Annotated in this window: 18 protein-coding genes; 6 read left to right on the forward strand and 12 right to left on the reverse strand. The window is 64.6% G+C overall.

What is annotated here, in order from left to right; translation table 11 throughout:
• Positions 1–68 precede the first annotated feature (68 nt).
• Positions 69–1,328 (forward strand): amidohydrolase family protein, encoded by a 1,260-nt coding sequence (locus AC07NT_RS01530; RefSeq protein ID WP_498598191.1) that lies wholly within the window; start codon positions 69–71, stop codon positions 1,326–1,328.
• Positions 1,329–1,416: 88 nt separating this feature from the next.
• Here AC07NT_RS01530 and AC07NT_RS01535 read toward each other — a convergent pair whose 3' ends face one another.
• From AC07NT_RS01535 to AC07NT_RS01545, 3 genes are all read right to left on the reverse strand, one after another.
• Entirely contained in the window at positions 1,417–2,199 is a 783-nt protein-coding gene (locus tag AC07NT_RS01535) for a competence protein CoiA (protein WP_498598190.1), read from the reverse strand.
• Between the two features lie 241 nt (positions 2,200–2,440).
• Positions 2,441–3,169 (reverse strand): hypothetical protein, encoded by a 729-nt coding sequence (locus AC07NT_RS01540; protein WP_498598189.1) that lies wholly within the window; start codon positions 3,167–3,169, stop codon positions 2,441–2,443.
• A gap of 144 nt (positions 3,170–3,313) precedes the next feature.
• On the reverse strand, positions 3,314–3,718 hold the full coding sequence (locus AC07NT_RS01545) for a hypothetical protein (RefSeq protein WP_498598188.1): 405 nt from the start codon (positions 3,716–3,718) through the stop codon (positions 3,314–3,316).
• A 283-nt stretch (positions 3,719–4,001) separates the two neighbouring features.
• Here AC07NT_RS01545 and AC07NT_RS01550 point away from each other — a divergent pair, with 283 nt between their 5' ends.
• The 4 genes from AC07NT_RS01550 to AC07NT_RS01565 are packed head-to-tail and all read left to right on the forward strand — an operon-like array spanning position 4,002 to position 8,355.
• The gene (locus AC07NT_RS01550) at positions 4,002–7,181 is read left to right on the forward strand and encodes an error-prone DNA polymerase (protein WP_498598187.1); all 3,180 of its coding nucleotides are present in this window, start codon (positions 4,002–4,004) and stop codon (positions 7,179–7,181) included.
• Positions 7,182–7,232: 51 nt separating this feature from the next.
• The gene (locus tag AC07NT_RS01555) at positions 7,233–7,718 is read left to right on the forward strand and encodes a helix-turn-helix domain-containing protein (protein ID WP_498598186.1); all 486 of its coding nucleotides are present in this window, start codon (positions 7,233–7,235) and stop codon (positions 7,716–7,718) included.
• A gap of 2 nt (positions 7,719–7,720) precedes the next feature.
• Positions 7,721–8,149 (forward strand): VOC family protein, encoded by a 429-nt coding sequence (locus AC07NT_RS01560; RefSeq protein ID WP_498598185.1) that lies wholly within the window; start codon positions 7,721–7,723, stop codon positions 8,147–8,149.
• Positions 8,146–8,355, forward strand: a complete 210-nt coding sequence (locus tag AC07NT_RS01565) for a hypothetical protein (RefSeq protein WP_498598184.1) — start codon at positions 8,146–8,148, stop codon at positions 8,353–8,355. Before AC07NT_RS01560 ends, AC07NT_RS01565 begins: the two co-directional genes overlap by 4 nt.
• Before the next feature lie 5 nt (positions 8,356–8,360).
• Here the strand turns inward: AC07NT_RS01565 and prmC are convergent, their stop codons facing one another.
• From prmC to hemA, 3 genes are all read right to left on the reverse strand, one after another.
• Complete coding sequence (gene prmC, locus AC07NT_RS01570; RefSeq protein ID WP_498598183.1) at positions 8,361–9,182, reverse strand: peptide chain release factor N(5)-glutamine methyltransferase; 822 nt, start codon at positions 9,180–9,182, stop codon at positions 8,361–8,363.
• 103 nt (positions 9,183–9,285) lie between these two features.
• Positions 9,286–10,371 carry a peptide chain release factor 1 gene (gene prfA, locus AC07NT_RS01575; protein ID WP_498598182.1) on the reverse strand — a complete coding sequence of 362 codons (1,086 nt, stop codon included), beginning with the start codon at positions 10,369–10,371 and terminating at the stop codon, positions 9,286–9,288.
• A 71-nt stretch (positions 10,372–10,442) separates the two neighbouring features.
• Positions 10,443–11,702 (reverse strand): glutamyl-tRNA reductase, encoded by a 1,260-nt coding sequence (gene hemA / locus AC07NT_RS01580; protein ID WP_498598181.1) that lies wholly within the window; start codon positions 11,700–11,702, stop codon positions 10,443–10,445.
• A 67-nt stretch (positions 11,703–11,769) separates the two neighbouring features.
• Here hemA and AC07NT_RS01585 point away from each other — a divergent pair, with 67 nt between their 5' ends.
• Entirely contained in the window at positions 11,770–12,048 is a 279-nt protein-coding gene (locus tag AC07NT_RS01585) for a hypothetical protein (RefSeq protein ID WP_498598180.1), read from the forward strand.
• Between the two features lie 45 nt (positions 12,049–12,093).
• Here AC07NT_RS01585 and AC07NT_RS01590 read toward each other — a convergent pair whose 3' ends face one another.
• The 6 genes from AC07NT_RS01590 to ugpA all read right to left on the reverse strand — a co-directional run bounded on the left by AC07NT_RS01590 (position 12,094) and on the right by ugpA (position 16,975).
• Positions 12,094–12,615: a porin family protein gene (locus AC07NT_RS01590; RefSeq protein ID WP_498598179.1), complete on the reverse strand. Its 522-nt coding sequence runs from the start codon at positions 12,613–12,615 to the stop codon at positions 12,094–12,096.
• 166 nt (positions 12,616–12,781) lie between these two features.
• Entirely contained in the window at positions 12,782–13,333 is a 552-nt protein-coding gene (locus AC07NT_RS01595) for an outer membrane beta-barrel protein (RefSeq protein ID WP_498598178.1), read from the reverse strand.
• 126 nt (positions 13,334–13,459) lie between these two features.
• Entirely contained in the window at positions 13,460–14,209 is a 750-nt protein-coding gene (gene ugpQ / locus AC07NT_RS01600; RefSeq protein ID WP_498598177.1) for a glycerophosphodiester phosphodiesterase, read from the reverse strand.
• The gene (locus AC07NT_RS01605) at positions 14,206–15,225 is read right to left on the reverse strand and encodes a sn-glycerol-3-phosphate import ATP-binding protein UgpC (RefSeq protein ID WP_498598176.1); all 1,020 of its coding nucleotides are present in this window, start codon (positions 15,223–15,225) and stop codon (positions 14,206–14,208) included. The genes ugpQ and AC07NT_RS01605 overlap by 4 nt, the downstream gene beginning before the upstream one ends.
• A 12-nt stretch (positions 15,226–15,237) precedes the next feature.
• Positions 15,238–16,092: a sn-glycerol-3-phosphate ABC transporter permease UgpE gene (ugpE, locus tag AC07NT_RS01610; RefSeq protein WP_498598175.1), complete on the reverse strand. Its 855-nt coding sequence runs from the start codon at positions 16,090–16,092 to the stop codon at positions 15,238–15,240.
• Between the two features lies 1 nt (position 16,093).
• A complete protein-coding gene (gene ugpA, locus AC07NT_RS01615) occupies positions 16,094–16,975 on the reverse strand; it encodes a sn-glycerol-3-phosphate ABC transporter permease UgpA (protein ID WP_498598174.1) in 882 nt (293 codons plus the stop codon).
• Between the last annotated feature and the right edge of the window lie 93 nt (positions 16,976–17,068).

Raw genomic sequence — 17,068 nt, forward strand, 5'->3', positions numbered from 1 at the left:
GCACTGCGGTGCAAGCGCCCGCGCACGCAAGGTCTCCATGGGGGATGGTCTCGGGCATGATATCAGCCATGTCTTCCACCAGACGCCGTTTCGCTCTCACCAGCGCCGCGCTCGCGGGCCTGGCGGGCCTGGCCGCCTGGCGGCTGTGGCCGGAGGAGGGGCTGCTCAATCCCTGCGCCGGGCCGCTGCCGCCCGAGCTGGCCCAGCACGCGCTGGTGCGTGCCGCCTGGGACGGGCTGGACGCAACGCAGGTGTGGGACATGCACGCGCATGTCTTCGGCACTGGCGATGGCGGTGGTGACGTCGGCTTCAATGACGACCAGGGCCCTTACACCCAACAGCTCTTCGCCCGCGCGCAGGAATTTTTCATGCGCGACGCCGCCTGTTTGGCCGGCAGCGGCGCCGGCCCCACCGACGACGCGCTGCTCGCGCACCTGCTGCAACTCGTGGAGGCCATGCCCGCCGGCCACAAGCTCATGCTGCTGGCGCTTGACGCCTGGCACGACGGCGAAGGCCGGCGTGTGCTGGACCGCAGCCACTTCTGGGTGGGCAACGACTATTGCGCGCAGATCGCCCGCCGCTGGCCGCAGCGCTTCGAGTGGGTGGCGTCGGTGCACCCCTACCGGTCGGATGCGGCAGAGGCCATCGCGCAGGCCGTGGCCAACGGCGCGCGCGCCATGAAATGGATCCCTGCCGCGCAGGGCATAGACCCGGCCTCACCCCGCTGCGACCGTGCTTTTGAGGCCCTGGCGCGCCACCAGCTGCCGCTCATCACCCACGCCGGCCAGGAACGCGCCGCCCCCGGTGACGACAGCCTGGGCAACCCCCTGCGCCTGCGCCGCGCGCTGGAACACGGCGTCACCGTCATCATGGCGCACTGCGCGTCGATGGGCGAAGACCGCGACCTGGACAAGGCGGTCGGCCACCCCGATGGCGGCCCCTGGGTAGACAGCTTCTCGCTCTTCGAACGCCTGATGGACGAGCCCGCCCACGTGGGCAGGCTCTACGGCGACCTCTCCGCCATCACCCAGACCGCCCGCGCCGGCCGGCCGCTGCGCCGCGTGCTGGAGCGCGCGCACGAGGGCGGTGATTGGGCAGGGCGTCTGCTCAACGGTTCCGACTACCCGCTGCCGGCCTTCATGCCGCTGTATGTCACGCGCGGCTTTGCCGAGGCGGGCCTGCTCGATCCGGCCGCAGTGCCGGTGCTGGTGGCCATACGCCGGCACAACCCGCTGCTGTATGACTTCGTGCTCAAGCGCAGCTTGAGGCTCAATGGCAAGCCTCTTGCAAGAAGCGTGTTTGAGACACGGTGGGTTTTCGTGCGATAGCGCTGAAGTTTGCTGCGACTATCTTTGCGGTGGTAAGCGGTGGGGTTTTAAGCTTTGAAACTCGTACGCATGCGTCCGCTAACCGAATTTAGAACCGCCTACGCCGCCGGCTTTGGAGAGCCAAATACCTCTGAAAGCCTGGAAGAGGTTGTGGAGTTGGCTTTGGTGCTTGACTCAGAAGTGATTCGTGCAGTTCAACCAATGTGTCGAGGCTCTTGATCAACTGATCGAAATTATTGGCCAATGCGTCTGTCTCATCGCAATGAACTTTGATGAAATCGGCGCGGGGGTAGATCGCAACATATGCCTGACTGCTGAAAGGGTTGGGCAATAGCCACAAAAGCACTTCGTCGCCAAAATCAAAAAGGACAGGTACACGACTGCCTACCCATTCCTCAATCAATGCACAGCCATCCGGCGTAATTTTCCGAATCAGCGGGTTAACCGGGGTGCCCGCATTCCACGCTTTCACAAGTTGCGTCTTGTCTCTTTTCCGTCGCATTCCATCCACCACCCAGACCAGCTTCGAATAGAACGCATCGCGAGATCGGCGCTCGTCGGGCTTTATGTGCGAATGCTGAAACTCTAGTACCCAATCTTGAGCGGTTTTCACATCGGCAATGTGCTTCTCACCACTTCCCGCGTAGTGAATAACCTCTTGCCAGGCCAAGGGAAACAGCCCCTTCCAGGCGCGATGCCATTCGGTTTCGTTTTCCCACCAGGGGTCACAGGCATTGCGTGCCTGGTGAGCCCAGTGCCAGATCCTGCGTTCTCCGCACTTGGCAACCATAGGACGGCCGCACGCCTGACAGACACCTGAGAGATTCGGCTGAGCTTCCTGGCGAAGCTTATCGACAAGAGCAAATTTCATAATCGCACCTCACATTCGACGAAATGCTGTGCGACCGTAGCACGACCAAAAAGTCTTGTGTGAAGAGCTGACCTGCGTTGGTAACTGTGCCAACTGACAGCTACGAAGGGAAAACACCTAGGAAAGACGTGGGGTTTATGCAGCTTCCAAGCGTTAACGCTGAGTGTTCAACCGGCTCACGGGCAGCAGCGCCGTAGTGAGAAGGAATCAGCGGTATCTGCGCTGCGAGTATGTGCCAATGTTAGACAGCAGCGCTTCTCTGTGCATCAGTGTTCTGCCGAACCACGTTATATGCAACGATTTCTTTCCAGTAGTCGTGACCATTTCCCATGTCCACCTTTTCCGCGTAGTAGAGGCGCTCGTAAGGTTCGCCGTTATTTGCGAAATGACAGTAGATATGGGGAAGGTAGTAGTACTCGTCACCATCGACGTTCATTGTTTCGATAAAGTCGTAGGGAATTTCGCCCATCAACATCAACGTGACGGTTCCGCGTTCGTCTTTCTTGTAGTCGGGTTTCCGTAGGCCGATTGGTGACTCGATTAATCCTTCCCACCCCAAGCCAACTTTTATTCCTGCGTGATAGGTGTCCAGCAGTCCGGCTTTGAACCAAGGCGAAATACCAGAGTGTTCGCCTGCGTCTGGATAGGCGTCGAGTCGATTGACGTGCCTAACGATGACGTCTTTCCGCAAGTCATGCGCCCTACAGCGATTGATTTCCTCGCGAAATAGGATGCGCAGTCTTTCGTGATGCTGCACACGTTCCGACGGGCTACGTTCTACGCCCTCGACCTTAAAGAGCCGTCCCTCGTACCTGCGAAACGCCTCTGTGGCGACGAAGGCGAGACCCGTAACCACGAGGTAGGGTTCGTATGGACCAGATGGTTCTTTGATCCAGAGTGCTCCAAGCACAAGTGAAACCAGCCCGGCCGCGAATTCGATCGCGACAATTAGATGCGTGCGAATCGGCAAGTGGCGCATTCTTTGATGTCTAGCGTGAGTCAAAGAAACGTCACGATTTTGCGGCGTCCCGTTTGAGTACTGGGCTTGGTGTTTCTTGGACTGGCTGGCACGTTCTAGTCATCGGAGTTTCTTCTCCGTAGGCCAAACAAGCCATCATTTCGTTGCAACCAGTTGAGCAATGATGGCCCCCACAGATAGAGCCAATGCAACCAAGGAAACGCCTAGTGACCAAGCAAACTTGGAGTGTTCTTGGTCTTGGCCAGCAAGAATGGCGGCCAGATAGGGCAGATTGATGGCATGGCGCAATTCACCTGCCTTGGGCGCGAAAAGGTGGACATAACTGTTTTCTCCAGTTGCGTACCGATACTTGTGATCAAGATGGTAGTAGAGGTAGCCGAATAGAACGTGCTTGTCGCAACCAAGTTTGTCCGCAAGCTCTGCAATATTGAGCGCAACAAAGACCGTTCCAGCGTTCGCTCCCTCAATTGGAAAAGATGGTTCATACGCATCGTAGATACAGCGTAGAACTTGCCTCTCAGTGGGAATGCGCTTTGACATGATGGCTAACGCGATGTAGATCGCAAATTCTGCGACCCAAAGCGGCGACTGAGAAACAAACCGGTCATTCCATCCTCCCGTCCATGGCTTGCCCGCGGTGCTTGCGGCAATTATACTGTATAAAAATACAGTTATTGGTTTTGACCCAACAACCACGCGACTTGTAGACCGCTACCCCGTGACAGCAGGGCAGCCGGCCGGCGTGGCCACAGCGTCACCAATATAGCCCGCAAGACCGCGCCTGACTAGAGCAGCTTTCCCTATCTGCACCGGCTGACATGCCATGAACTCCAGCCACTCCGCCCAGCCCACGGCCACGCTGCCGGCCTACGCCGAGCTGCATGCCCTGAGCAACTTCAGCTTCCAGCGCGGGGCCTCGAGCCCGGAGGAGCTGGTGGCGCGGGCGCATGAGTTGGGCTACAGCGCGCTAGCCATCACGGACGAATGTTCCATGGCCGGGGTGGTGCGCGCGCATGGGGCGGCCAAAGAGCTGGGCCTACCGCTGCTGATCGGCACCGAGCTGCGGGTGGAGGCCGAGGGCGCGGAGGAGTGCTTCACCCTGCTGCTGCTGGCGCGTTGCCGCACGGGCTATGGCGAGCTGTGCGAACTCATCACGAAGCTGCGCGCAAAGCCGGACAAGAAAAGCGACCGCCGCTACCGCGTGCAGGCGCAAGACTGGGACGCGCTGGGCCTGGACAGCCGTGACGTACTGGCCCTGCTGGTGCCGAACCGCGAAGCGCTGCGCCCCGAGGACGCGGCCTTTGCACCCGCGCTGGCCGCGCGCCTGGCCTGGCTGCGGTTGCGCTTTGCAGCGTGCTGGCTGGCCGTGGAGCTGTTGCATCGGCTGGACGACGCGCTGTGGCTGGAGTGTTTGAGCGCGGCGGCGCAGGGCGCGGGTGTGCCGCTGGTGGCCGCAGGCGGCGTGCACATGCATGTGCGTTCGCGCAAGCCGCTGCAGGACGTGATGACGGCCATACGCCTGGGCCGGCCCGTGGCCGAGTGCGGCTTTGCCTTGGAGCCCAATGCCGAGGCGCATCTGCGCTCGCGCCAGCGCCTGGCCGCGCTCTACCCGCCGGAGCTGCTGGCCGAGACGGTGCGCGTGGCGCAGCTCTGCAGCTTCAGCTTGGACGAGCTGAAGTACGAATACCCGGAAGAGGTGGTGCCTGCGGGCGAGACGCCGGCCTCTTATCTGCGCCGCGCCACGCTGGAAGGCGCGCAGTTGCGTTACCCGCAGGGCGTGCCGATGGCGGTGCAGGAGCAGGCGGAGCGCGAGCTGGCGCTCATCAGCGAGCTGCGCTACGAGAAATACTTCCTCACGGTTTACGACATCGTGCGTTTTGCGCGCAGCCAAAGCATCCTCTGCCAGGGGCGTGGCTCGGCGGCCAACTCGGTCGTGTGCTACTGCCTGGGCGTGACCGAGGTGGACCCGGCACGCACCAGCGTGCTGTTTGAGCGCTTCATCAGCCGCGAGCGCGCGGAGCCGCCAGACATCGACGTGGATTTCGAGCACCAGCGGCGTGAGGAGGTGATCCAGTACCTCTACGGTAAGTACGGGCGCGACCGAGCCGCGCTCACCGCGGCCGTGCACACCTACCACGCGCGTGGCGCGATACGCGATGTGGGCAAGGCGCTGGGCATGGACGGAGAGATCGTCGATGCGCTGGCCAAGGCACACCAGTGGTGGGACGGCGGCGAGGTGAACCACGAGCGCCTGCAGGCGCTGGGGCTGGATGCGCAGAACCGGCAGATCCGCCTGCTGATCGAGCTCACGCGGCCGCTGCTGGGGTTTCCGCGCCACCTCTCGCAGCACAGCGGGGGCTTCGTGCTCACGGGTGACAAGCTCACGCGCACGGTGCCCGTGGTGCCCGCAGCCATGGAGGGGCGCACCACCATCGAGTGGGACAAGGACGACATCGACGCGCTGGGCCTGCTGAAGGTGGACGTGCTGGCCCTGGGCATGCTCAGCGCCATCCGACGCACGCTGGACTTCGTGGGCCAGTGGCGCGGGCGGGAATTCCGCCTGCAGGACATTCCTGATGGCGATGCGGCCACCTACGAGATGATCTGCCGCGCCGACACGGTGGGTGTGTTCCAGATCGAGAGCCGCGCACAGATGAGCATGCTGCCGCGCTTGCAGCCGCGCTGTTTCTACGACCTGGTGATCGAGGTGGCCATCGTGCGGCCCGGGCCCATCCAGGGCGGCATGGTGCACCCCTTCCTGGAACAGCGCGAGCGCCAGCGCCGCGGCGAGACCTTCACCCTGCCCCAGGAGGCGCTGCGCCCCGCGCTGGAGCGCACGCTGGGTGTGCCCATCTTCCAGGAGCAGGTGATGCAGATCGCCATCATCGCCGCGGGGTTCACACCGGGGGAAGCGGATCAATTGCGCCGCGCCATGGCGGCGTGGAAGCGCCGGGGCGGGGTGGACAAGTTCCAGCGCCGCCTGATCGACGGCATGACGGCGCGCGGTTACGCGCAGGAATTTGCCGAGGCCATCTTCCGGCAGATCGAAGGCTTTGGCGAATACGGTTTCCCCGAAAGCCACGCGGCCAGTTTTGCGCTGCTGGTCTACGACAGCGCCTGGCTCAAATGCCACGAACCTGCGGCCTTCCTCGCCGGCCTGCTCAACTCATTGCCCATGGGTTTCTACGGCCCCTCGCAACTGGTGCAGGACGCGCAGCGCCACGGCGTGACGGTGCGGCCGGCGGACGTGGGGCACAGCGACTGGGACTGCACGCTGGAGCCCGATGAAGAGGGAAGGCCCGCCGTGCGCCTGGGGCTGCGCCTGGTGGCGGGGCTCAAGGAGGCGAGTGCGAAGCGCATCGTGGCTGCCCGCGCACCCGGGCCCTGCCGCAGCACCGAAGACCTGGCCCTGCGCGCCGGGCTGGACGCGCTGGACCTCAAGGCCCTGGCCAGTGCCGATGCCTTGCTCAGTCTCAGCGGCCACCGCCGCCAGCAGGTCTGGGACGCGGCGGGCCTGCAAGCTGCGCCGGCCCTGCTGAAGGGCGCGCCGGTGCGCGAAGAACTGCTGGAGCTGCCGGAGGCGCCCGAGGGCGAGGAGATCGTCTTCGACTATGCGGCCACGGGCCTGACGCTGCGCCGCCACCCGCTGGCGCTGCTGCGAGAGCGGCTGCGTGCCCAACGGCTGCTGACCTCCGAGGAACTGCAGCAGCTGCCCGATGGCCGGCCCACACGGGCCTGTGGCCTGGTGGTGGCGCGGCAGCAGCCGGGCACGGCCAAGGGCGTGGTCTTTGTGACGCTGGAGGACGAGACGGGCACGGTGCAGGTCATCGTGTGGAAGGCGCTGCGCGACAAACAGCGTGAGACCTTGCTGGCGGCCCGCCTGATGGCCGTGCACGGTACCTGGCAGCGCCAGGGTGCGGTGTGCCACCTGATTGCGGGGCATCTGGAAGACCTGACGCCGCTGCTCGGACGGCTGGCGACGCAGAGCCGGGATTTTCATTAGGGGCAGGGGCGCAGCCCTTACATTACATGGCCACCCTCACCCGACACCGGCATGAGCGCAAGTCCAGTCAACCAGAACCCCCAGCTGCTGCGGCGCCTGCTCCGTGCGAAAGACCGCATGGATGCGATGCCCCAGGAGGATTGGCCCGTGCGCCGGCTGGCGCAGATCAGCCATGTGTCGGAGGCGCATTTCGCGCGCTCCTTCAATGAAGCCTTTGGCCTGCCACCGCACCGTTATCTGCTCACGCGGCGCATCGAGCGGGCGCTGACCCTGCTGCGCGACACCGAACTGTCCATCACGGACATCGCGTTCCAGACCGGCTGGCGCAGCCTGGGCACGTTCGGCCGCGTGTTCCGGGAGATCACAGGCAACACCCCCGGCGCGATGCGGCAGCAGGCCCGGTCCGAGGGGCGGGGCCTGCAGGTCGTGCCCGCCTGCATCCAGGGTGCCGCGGAACGCCCCAACCTCAAGACCTCAGTTTTGGAGAAGCGGCGCCATGCGGCCGATGCTACAAAACGGGCTCAACAACAGGAGTGACCATGAGTGTGGGTGTACAGGTGGTGGGGGTGTATGTGCGCGATCAGGAGGAAGCGCTGGCCTTTTATGTGGAGAAGCTGGGCTTTCGGGTGCACACGGATGTGCGCAATGGCAGCTACCGCTGGCTGACCGTGCAGAGCCCGGAGCAGCCGTTGTTCCAGCTGGGCCTGTTCATGCCGGGGCCGCCGGTGCATGACGCGGCCACGGCACAGACCCTGCAGGCCATGGTGGCCAAGGGCGCGATGCCGCCGCTGGTGCTGACGGTGGGCGATTGCCGTGCCGCCTATGAGCGCATGCGCGCCAAGGGTGTGGAGTTCACGCAGGAGCCGATGGACCGTTACGGCACGGTGGACGCGGGTTTCCGTGATCCCTCGGGCAATGGCTGGAAGATGATCGAGCTGAAGGCTCCCGCAAAGGGAGGCCGCTCATGAAGACGCCGGGTTTGTGGATCAGGCAGGTGCATCGCTGGCTGTCCGTCCTCTTTACGCTCACGGTCATCGCCAACTTCGCGGTCAGGGCGCGAGGCGAGCCACCCGACTGGGTGACGTATTCGCCTCTGTTGCCGCTGGCCTTGCTGATGCTCACGGGCCTGTGGCTCTTTGTGGCGCCCTATGTGAGCCGGGGACGCACTGGCTGAGGCCCTCAGCCCTTGGGCCACTGGCCGCCGCTGCAGCGTTCGATGCCGGCCAGGTCGCGGCGCGATTGCACCTGTGCAAAACCGGCCTGCGTGAGCAGGGCGCGCACGGCCTCGGCCTGCTGCCAGCCGTGTTCCAGCAGCAGCCAGCCGCCCGGTTGCAGCCGGGCCGGGGCTTGCGTGACGATGGCGCGGATGGCGTCCAGGCCGTCGGCACCCGAGCTCAGGGCCAGGCGCGGTTCATGGCCGAGTTTTTCCAGGTGCGGATCGTCTTCGGCGATGTAGGGCGGGTTGGAGACGATGAGGTCGAACTTCCCTTGCAGGCCCGCCAGCCAGTTGCCGGCGTGGAAAGCGACATCGAGTGCGAGGCGCTGTGCATTGGCCTGGGCCACGGCCAGGGCCTCGGGGCTGCTGTCCACGGCTTCGACGCGGGCCGCAGGGCGCTGGCTCTTGAGCGCCAGGGCGATGGCACCACTGCCCGTGCCGAGGTCGATGGCCGAGCCCCGTTCTGTCAGCAGTTCGAGCGCCCAGTCCACCAGGGTCTCGGTGTCGGGGCGCGGGTCCAGCACGCGGCTGTCCACCTGCAGGGTCAGGCCGTAGAACTCGCGCTGGCCGGTCAGGTAGGCCAGGGGGGTGCCGGCGGCGCGGCGGCGGGTGAGGTTGATGTAGCGCATCTCGGCCTCAGAGGCCAGGACATCGCTGTCGTGGGCGAGCAGCCAGGCCCGGTCGTTCTGCGGGCGGCCCAGCGTGTGCAGCAGCAGCAATTGCGCGTCCAGCCGCTCCAGCCCAAGGGCGGAGCAGGCCGCATTCAGGGCTTGCTGGATCTGCATGAGGTTCCCAACGACGTCGTGTGCTACTGAAAATGTAGCTGCATTCTAGGACTGCAAGCCGGATTGCGGGGGATTTGTGCAGGCCTGGGGCGCTTCCCGGCCCTCAGCTGTTGCCTACTTCCAACTCCGCCAGCTGTTCGGCCTCGCGCGCATGGCGCAGGGCAGCCACCACCTCGTCGAGCTCGCCCTCCATGATGCGGTCGAGCTTGTAGAGCGTGAGGTTGATGCGGTGGTCGGTCAGGCGGCCCTGCGGGAAGTTGTAGGTGCGGATGCGGTCGCTGCGGTCACCGCTGCCGATGAGCCCTTTGCGCATGGCCGCGTCTTTGGCGGCGCGTTCGCTGCGCTCCTTTTCCTGGATGCGGGCCGAGAGCACCTGCAGGGCCTTGGCCTTGTTACGGTGCTGGCTGCGGTCGTCCTGGCATTCGGCCACGATGCCGGTGGGGATGTGCGTGATGCGCACGGCCGAGTCGGTCTTGTTGATGTGCTGGCCGCCGGCGCCGCTGGCGCGGAAGGTGTCGATGCGCAGGTCGGCCGGATTGATCTGCACGGCCTGGGCTTCGTCGGGCTCGGGCAGCACGGCCACGGTGCAGGCGCTGGTGTGGATGCGGCCCTGGGTCTCGGTGGCGGGCACGCGCTGCACGCGGTGGCCGCCGGATTCGAAGCGCAGGTCGCCGTAGACGTGGTCGCCGGCGATGCGCAGCACCACTTCCTTGTAGCCGCCGAGTTCGCTGGGGGATTCGCTGATGAGCTCGGTCTTCCAGCCGCGCTTTTCGCAGTACCGGCTGTACATGCGCAAGAGGTCGCCTGCGAACAGGGCCGATTCGTCACCGCCGGTGCCGGCACGGATTTCCAGGAAGGCGGGGCGCTCGTCGTCCGGGTCCTTGGGCAGCAGCAGGCGTTGCAGCTCCTCTTCGAGCTGCACCAGATCTGCGCTGGCCGCGGTGACTTCTTCCTGTGCCATGTCTGCCATGTCGGGGTCCGCCAGCATGCTCTGGGCACCGGCCAGGTCGGCTTCCCGCTGCTGGTAGCGCGCGTAGCGGCCGGCCATCTGCGTGACTTCGTTGTGCTCGCGCGAGAGCACGAGGAACTGGCCCATGTCGGACATGATGTCCTCGCGCGAGAGCAGGAAGTTCAGCTCTTCCAGTCGCTGGGCGTAGCGTTCGAGTTGTTGCCGGAGAAACGGTTTCATGACAAAGATGCAAGAGGTGAGCGGCCCGGCGCCCATGGGGCGCGCGGGGCATGGCGGCAAAGCGAAGGCCGCTAACGCTCTTTGCGCAGGAAGAAATGCTGGATGGCCGCGCTGGCGCGTTCGCGCGCAGCGGCGTCGCCGGCATGCAGTTCGGCCAGGGCGCCGTGCAGCATCTTCTGCGTGAGCCCCTTGGACAGGGCTTCGAGCACGGTGTCCACGTCCTCGCCCCGGGCCAGCAGCTTGCGCGCGCGGGCGATCTCGGCCCCGCGCCACTCGTCAGCCTGGGCATTGAGCTGCTGGATCAGGGGCACGCTGCCACGCTGGTCCATCCAGTGCATGAAACTCTGCACGCCGGCATCGATGATGACCTCGGCCTGGGCCACGGCGGCCTGGCGGTTGGCCTGGCCGGTCTGCACCACGGCGGCCAGGTCGTCCACCGTGTAGAGGTAGACGTCGCCCAGTCCCTTGACCTCGGGTTCGATGTCACGCGGCACGGCCAGGTCCACCATGAACATGGGGCGGTGCTTGCGTTGCTTGAGCGCGCGTTCCACGGCACCCAGGCCGATCAGCGGCAGGGTGCTGGCGGTGCAGCTGATGACGGCGTCGAACTCGTGCAGGCGCTCGGGCAGTTCGGCCAGGCGCATGGTTTCGGCGCCGAAGCGACTGGCCAGCTTCTCGCCGCGGTCCAGCGTGCGGTTGGCAATGACCATGGCCTTCGGCGTCTTGGCCGCGAAGTGGGTGGCCGCCAGCTCGATCATCTCGCCGGCCCCGACAAAGAGGATGCGCACCTGGTGCAGGTCTTCGAACAGGTTGCTGGCCAGGCGCACGGCGGCGGCGGCCATGCTGATGGAGTGCGCGCCGATCTCGGTGGAGCTGCGCACCTCCTTGGCCACGGCAAAGGAGCGCTGGAACAGCTGGTTGAGTGTGGTGCCCAGGGCGCCGGCTTCTTCGGCCACGCGCACGGCGTCCTTCATCTGGCCCAGGATCTGCGGTTCGCCCAGCACCATGGAGTCCAGGCCGCTGGCGACGCGGAAGGCATGGCGTGCAGCCTGGTTGCCTTCGAGTGTGTAAGTGTGCGAACGCAGCTCTTCGGCCGAGACACCGCCGCTCTTGGCCAGCCAGTCCAGTGTGGGGGCCAGTTCCATCTGCTCGCTGGCGCAATAGATCTCGGTGCGGTTGCAGGTGGAGAGGATGGCGGCCTCGGGCGGGCGGGGAAGCGCACCGCGCAGGCCCTGCAGCGTGGGGGGCAATTGGTCGAGCGCAAAGGCAAAACGGCCGCGCAAATCGAGCGGCGCGGTCGTGTGATTGATGCCCAAAGCCCAGACTGCCATGGCGAGATTATAAAATTGTCAGGCGCATCAATGGTTTAGGCCATTTTTCAGGTGCCCGAACGCCCTCATGACCCTGCAAGACATCCTGCTCCACCTGCTCAATTTCGCGGCCCCGGCCTTCGCGCTGGCTGTGCTGCTGCCCCTGCTGGCCCGCCCCTTTTTCAGGAAGCAGGCCTGGCTGCTGCCCTGGTGGGGGCAGGTGCTGGTGAATTTTGTCGTGGGTCTGCTGACCCTGCTGGCCAGCCTGTGGTGGCTGGAGCGTGACGGCAAGATGATGGCCTATGCCGCGCTGGTGCTGGTCGTGGCCAGCACGCAGTGGTTGCTGGCCCGGGGCTGGCGCCGCTGAAATGAAAAAGCCGGGCTGACCCGGCTTTTTTTGTCTGCGCTGCGCTCAGAAGTTGTAGATGACGCCGACGGACAGGCGTGTCACGTCCGCCTTGCTGTCGGAGGACGGGACCTTGACCTTGCCCAGGCTCTCGTACTGCACGCGCATGCTGAACTCCCGGTCGAAGCGGATCTGGCCACCAAAGCCGTAGATCAGGTCATCGGGCAGGCCATTGAGTCCACCGTCGTGCACGCCCACGCCGGCCTTGCCGAAGAGATGGAACTTGCTGTTGAGCGGCACCTTGCCGATGGCCACGGCGCTCAGGATATTCTGGTTGATGCTCACGCGACCGGGGCCGGGCACATCGGCCGTGGCGCTGCCGATCATGGTCAGGCCGGCTTCCAGGTCGAGGTTGTCGAGGTAGTGGTAGCCACCGGAGAGCGTCAGGGCGCCGGGGCTGGAGTAGGAGCCCGGTCCGCTGAGGCTGACGATGCCGTAGTCGGCAGCGGCGTAGTAGCGCGCATTCTGGGCCAGGGCAGGGCTGAGAGCAGCGCAGCAGAACAGGAAGGCGGCAAGCAGTTTTTTCATGGCGATGGTCCTCAGGTTGCATTGGATGACACGCCCATGCCGGGCGTGAGGCCCGAATTATCGAAGCGCCATCATCAGGCCTTGTAACCAGGTGTTATGTCCCTGACAGCTGTGGGCATGAAAAAAGCCGGGCTCTGCCCGGCTTGATCGTGAGTCTGGTGCGGCTTCAGAAGTTGAGCACACCGCCGAAGGTGACGCGGCTGATATCGGCGCCCGGATCGCTGGGGCTGCTCTTGGCCTTGCCCAGGGACTCGTACTGCAGACGCAGAGCGAAGCGCTGGTTGATGTTGAACTGGCCGCCGATACCGATGATGCCGTTGGCCGTGGTTTCCTTGCTGTAGGTGTTGGAGTAGGCGCCGGTGCCCGTGACCTTGGCGGTGTGGAAGCCGATGCCGGCCTTGGCGAACAGCTCGAAGCTCTGCGACAGGGGCAGGATGCCGACAGCCAGGAAGCGGGCATCACCCTGCTGGGCGGTGGTGGTGCCGTTGTTGTAGACCAGGGTGGAGTCACCGTAGCCGGTCAGGCCGCCTTCGAGCGCGAAGTTGGGGCTGAAGCGATAACCACCCGAGACCGTCAGCGAGCCCGGGTTGGGGTAATCGGTGTTCTTCATCTGCAGCGTACCTGCATCCAGCGCCAGGTACCAGTGATTGGCTTTCTGGGCCAGGGCGGGGGTGGTGATGGCGGCGCACAGCAGGGCGGTCGCGAGGATTTTTTTCATGGGAACTCCCGATCAGGTCATGGTCAACGAAAGAAATGCGCCTGCAAAAAGGCGCGGGCGTGATTCTAGACGTCCATAAGACGTTTCAGGCGCCGGTTTGGTTGACGACCAGTGGGTGTAAAGGCCTCAAGCGGGAGCGAACAAATCGACCCGGTCGGTGATGATGCCGTCCAGTCCCAGACCCAGCAGGCGCTGGGCCGCGGCCTCGTCGTTGACCGTGTAGCACAGGCAGCGCAGGCCGGCCTGGCGTGCCTGTGCGAGGCTGCTTGCATCCCACAGCGTGTGGTTGCAGACCACAGCCACGCAGCCCAGCGCGACGGCGGTGTCCAGCCAGCCGGGACGCAGCGTATCGAGCAAGAGCCCGCGTGGCAGCTCCGGCGCCGTGCTACGTGCGCCCTCCAGTGCTTCTGGCTGGAAGGAGGTCAGCAGCGGCGGGATGGCCTGGCCCTGCCACAGCTGTGCGGCTGCCAGGGCCACGACCTCGCCGGTGCGGCGGTCGCTGCCCGGCGTGGGCTTGATCTCGATGTTGAGGTGATGCCCATTGCGCAGGCAGTAGTGGGCGACGGCCTGCAGCGTGGGCAGGGGCTCGCCAGCGTAGGCGCGGCTGTGCCAGTTGCCAGCGTCGAGCTGCGAAAGGTTCTGCCAGGGTTGTTCGCCAGCCGTGCCTTTGCCGTTGCTGGTGCGCTCCAAAGTGGCGTCGTGCAGCAGGAAGGGCACGCCGTCGGCGCTGAGCTTCACATCGCATTCGAACATGCGGTAACCGTGCGTGGCGCCCAGGCGGAAGGCGGCCAGCGTGTTCTCGGGTGCCAGCTTGCCAGCTCCCCGATGGGCGATCCAGCGCGGGTAGGGCCAGCGTTGTGCGTCCACCCCGCTCATAGGCGCTTGCCGCTCACTGCATCGAAGCTGTGCAGGCGGTCGGCCTGCGGCACCACATGCAGGGTGCTGCCGATGCTGGGCGCTGCCCCTGTTTTTTCGTCCGTGCGCACGATCAGCTGCTCGCTGCCCAGGCGGGTGTAGAGCAGGCGCTCGGCACCCAGCATTTCGATGGCTTCCACCTGCACGCTCCAGCCATCTGACGCGGCAGTCGGCACGACGTGCAGGTGCTCGGGGCGGATACCCAGCACGGTGCCGACCTTCACATGGGGCGCGCTGCTCAGCAGGTTCATGGGCGGCGCGCCGATGAAGCTGGCGACGAAGGTGGAGGCTGGCCGGTGGTAGACCTCTTCGGGGGTGCCGAACTGCTCCATGCGCCCGGCGTTCATGACGATCATGCGCTGCGCCAGGGTCATGGCCTCGACCTGGTCATGCGTGACGAAGAGCGAGGTGATGCCGAGTTCGCGGTGCAGCTTCTGGATCTCCAGGCGGGTCTGCGCGCGTAGCTTGGCGTCGAGGTTGGACAGCGGTTCGTCGAAGAGGAAAACCTGGGGCTGGCGCACGATGGCGCGACCCATGGCCACGCGCTGGCGCTGGCCACCGGAGAGTTCACGCGGCTTGCGCGCCAGGAAAGGCGCCAGCTCGAGGATGCCGGCCGCCTTGTCGACCCGGGCGCGGATCTCGTCCTTGGGTACCTTGGCGATCTTCAGGCCATAGGCCATGTTGTCGAAGACGCTCATGTGCGGATAAAGCGCGTAATTCTGGAACACCATGGCGATGTCGCGCGCGGCGGGCTCCAGCTCGTTGACCACGCGCTCACCGATACAGATCTCGCCGCCGCTGATTTCCTCCAGCCCGGCCACCATGCGCAGCAGAGTGGATTTGCCGCAGCCCGAGGGGCCGACGATGACGATGAATTCGCCGTCCGCGATGGACGCGTTGACGCCGTGGATGACCTGGTTGGCCTTGGGGCCATGACCGTAGCGCTTGATGACGTTGGAGAGGGTGAGTGAGGCCATAGTCGTTCTGCTTTATTTTTCCGTGTCCACGAGGCCCTTGACGAACCATTTCTGCATGAGGATGACCACCAGGGCCGGCGGGATCATGGCCAGGATGGCCGTGGCCATGACCACGTTCCATTCCACATAGACCTCACCAAAGATGGCGCGCTTGATGCCCAGCACCACCGGGTACATGTTTTCGTTGGTGGTGACCAGCAGTGGCCAGAGGTACTGGTTCCAGCCGTAGATGAACTGGATCATAAAGAGCGCGGCGATCGAGGTCTTGGACAGGGGCAGCAGCACGTCCCAGAAGAAGCGCATGGGGCCGGCGCCATCCATGCGCGCGGCTTCCACCAGTTCGTCGGGCACGGTGAGGAAAAACTGGCGGAACAGGAAGGTGGCGGTGGCTGAGGCGATCAGAGGGATGGTCAGGCCGGCATAGGTGTTGAGCATGCCCAGATCGGAGGCCACCTGGTAGGTCGGGCCGATGCGCACCTCCACCGGCAGCATCAGCGTGACAAAGATCATCCAGAACACCAGGCCGCGTGCCGGGAAGCGGAAGTAGACGATGGCGAAGGCCGACAGCAGGGATATGGCGATCTTGCCCAGCGCGATCACCATGGCGCTGACGAAGCTGACCCAGAGCATGGGGGCTACCGGCGCGATGGTGGAGCCCCCCGAGGTCTTGCCGCCGAAGAGGGCCAGGCGATAACTCTCGATGAAATTGCCGCCCGGCCACAGGGACAGCGGGTTGCTCGTGGAAATCTGTTCCGCCGTCTGGGTCGAACCGATGAAGGTGACCAGCACAGGAAACACCACCACCAGCACGCCGACGATGAGGATGGCGTGGGACAGGAAAGTCAGCCAGGGGCGTCGTTCGATCATTTCAGTATTGAACCTTTTTCTCGACGAAGCGGAACTGGAGCACGGTCAGTGCGACCACGATGAGCATCAGGATCACCGACTGGGCGGCCGAGCCGCCCATGTCCAGGGCCTTGAAGCCGTCGTAGTAGACCTTGTAGACCAGGATGGCGGTGTCCTTGCCCGGGCCGCCGTGGGTGGCCGCATCAACGATGGCGAAGGTGTCGAAGAAGGCGTAGACGACGTTGATCACCAGCAGGAAGAAAGTGGTGGGCGACAGCAGGGGAAAGACGATGGTCCAGAAGCGGTGCCAGGGCGAGGCACCGTCGATGGTGGAGGCTTCGATCAAGGATTGCGGGATGGATTGCAGCCCGGCCAGGAAGAAGAGGAAGTTGTAGGAGATCTGCTTCCACACCGCAGCCATCACGATGAGTGCCATGGCGTGGTCGGGATTGAGCAGGTGGTCCCATTCCATGCCCATGGCCTTGAGCGCATAGGCCACCACCCCGTAGGGTGAGGCGAACATCAGCAGCCACAGCACACCGGCAACCACCGGCGCGACCGCGTAAGGCCAGATCAGCAGCGTCTTGTAGACCGTGGCACCGCGGATCACACGGTTGGCCATCACGGCCAGCAACAGGGCGATGACCAGGCCACAGCCGGCCACGAGGACCGAGAACAGGGCCGTGGTCTTGAAGGACGCCAGGTAGCTCGCGTCGTTGAAGAGGCGCTCAAAGTTTTCCAGGCCCACGAATTCGGTCGAGGTGCCAAAGGCATCCTGGCTCAGCACGCTCTGGTAGAGCGCCTGGGCGGCCGGCCAGAAGAAGAAGACCAGCACCACCACCATCTGCGGTGCCACCAGCAGCCAGGGCAGCCACCAGGATTTGAAACGGACGCGTTTTTCCATATCGCGATTGTGCCCTTGCTAAAAGAAACACCCTCCCCGCTGGGCGGGGAGGGCTGGGGAGGGGGCCGTCAATGCAACTTGCGAAGCAAATAA

This window comes from Hylemonella sp. GW821-FHT10B10 (assembly GCF_059415585.1).

Bases quoted from the DNA above. Each gene is read 5' to 3' on its own strand.
- AC07NT_RS01535 (WP_498598190.1), bottom strand. From the start codon at position 2,199: ATGAAATTTGCTCTTGTCGATAAGCTTCGCCAGGAAGCTCAGCCGAAT.
- prfA (WP_498598182.1), bottom strand. From the start codon at position 10,371: ATGAAACCGTTTCTCCGGCAACAACTCGAACGCTACGCCCAGCGACTG.
- hemA (WP_498598181.1), bottom strand. From the start codon at position 11,702: ATGGCAGTCTGGGCTTTGGGCATCAATCACACGACCGCGCCGCTCGAT.
- AC07NT_RS01590 (WP_498598179.1), bottom strand. From the start codon at position 12,615: ATGAAAAAACTGCTTGCCGCCTTCCTGTTCTGCTGCGCTGCTCTCAGC.
- AC07NT_RS01560 (WP_498598185.1), top strand. From the start codon at position 7,721: ATGAGTGTGGGTGTACAGGTGGTGGGGGTGTATGTGCGCGATCAGGAG.
- ugpQ (WP_498598177.1), bottom strand. From the start codon at position 14,209: ATGAGCGGGGTGGACGCACAACGCTGGCCCTACCCGCGCTGGATCGCC.
- AC07NT_RS01605 (WP_498598176.1), bottom strand. From the start codon at position 15,225: ATGGCCTCACTCACCCTCTCCAACGTCATCAAGCGCTACGGTCATGGC.
- ugpE (WP_498598175.1), bottom strand. From the start codon at position 16,092: ATGATCGAACGACGCCCCTGGCTGACTTTCCTGTCCCACGCCATCCTC.
- AC07NT_RS01595 (WP_498598178.1), bottom strand. From the start codon at position 13,333: ATGAAAAAAATCCTCGCGACCGCCCTGCTGTGCGCCGCCATCACCACC.
- ugpA (WP_498598174.1), bottom strand. From the start codon at position 16,975: ATGGAAAAACGCGTCCGTTTCAAATCCTGGTGGCTGCCCTGGCTGCTG.
- prmC (WP_498598183.1), bottom strand. From the start codon at position 9,182: ATGCAGATCCAGCAAGCCCTGAATGCGGCCTGCTCCGCCCTTGGGCTG.
- AC07NT_RS01565 (WP_498598184.1), top strand. From the start codon at position 8,146: ATGAAGACGCCGGGTTTGTGGATCAGGCAGGTGCATCGCTGGCTGTCC.
- AC07NT_RS01550 (WP_498598187.1), top strand. From the start codon at position 4,002: ATGAACTCCAGCCACTCCGCCCAGCCCACGGCCACGCTGCCGGCCTAC.
- AC07NT_RS01545 (WP_498598188.1), bottom strand. From the start codon at position 3,718: ATGTCAAAGCGCATTCCCACTGAGAGGCAAGTTCTACGCTGTATCTAC.
- AC07NT_RS01555 (WP_498598186.1), top strand. From the start codon at position 7,233: ATGAGCGCAAGTCCAGTCAACCAGAACCCCCAGCTGCTGCGGCGCCTG.
- AC07NT_RS01530 (WP_498598191.1), top strand. From the start codon at position 69: ATGTCTTCCACCAGACGCCGTTTCGCTCTCACCAGCGCCGCGCTCGCG.
- AC07NT_RS01585 (WP_498598180.1), top strand. From the start codon at position 11,770: ATGACCCTGCAAGACATCCTGCTCCACCTGCTCAATTTCGCGGCCCCG.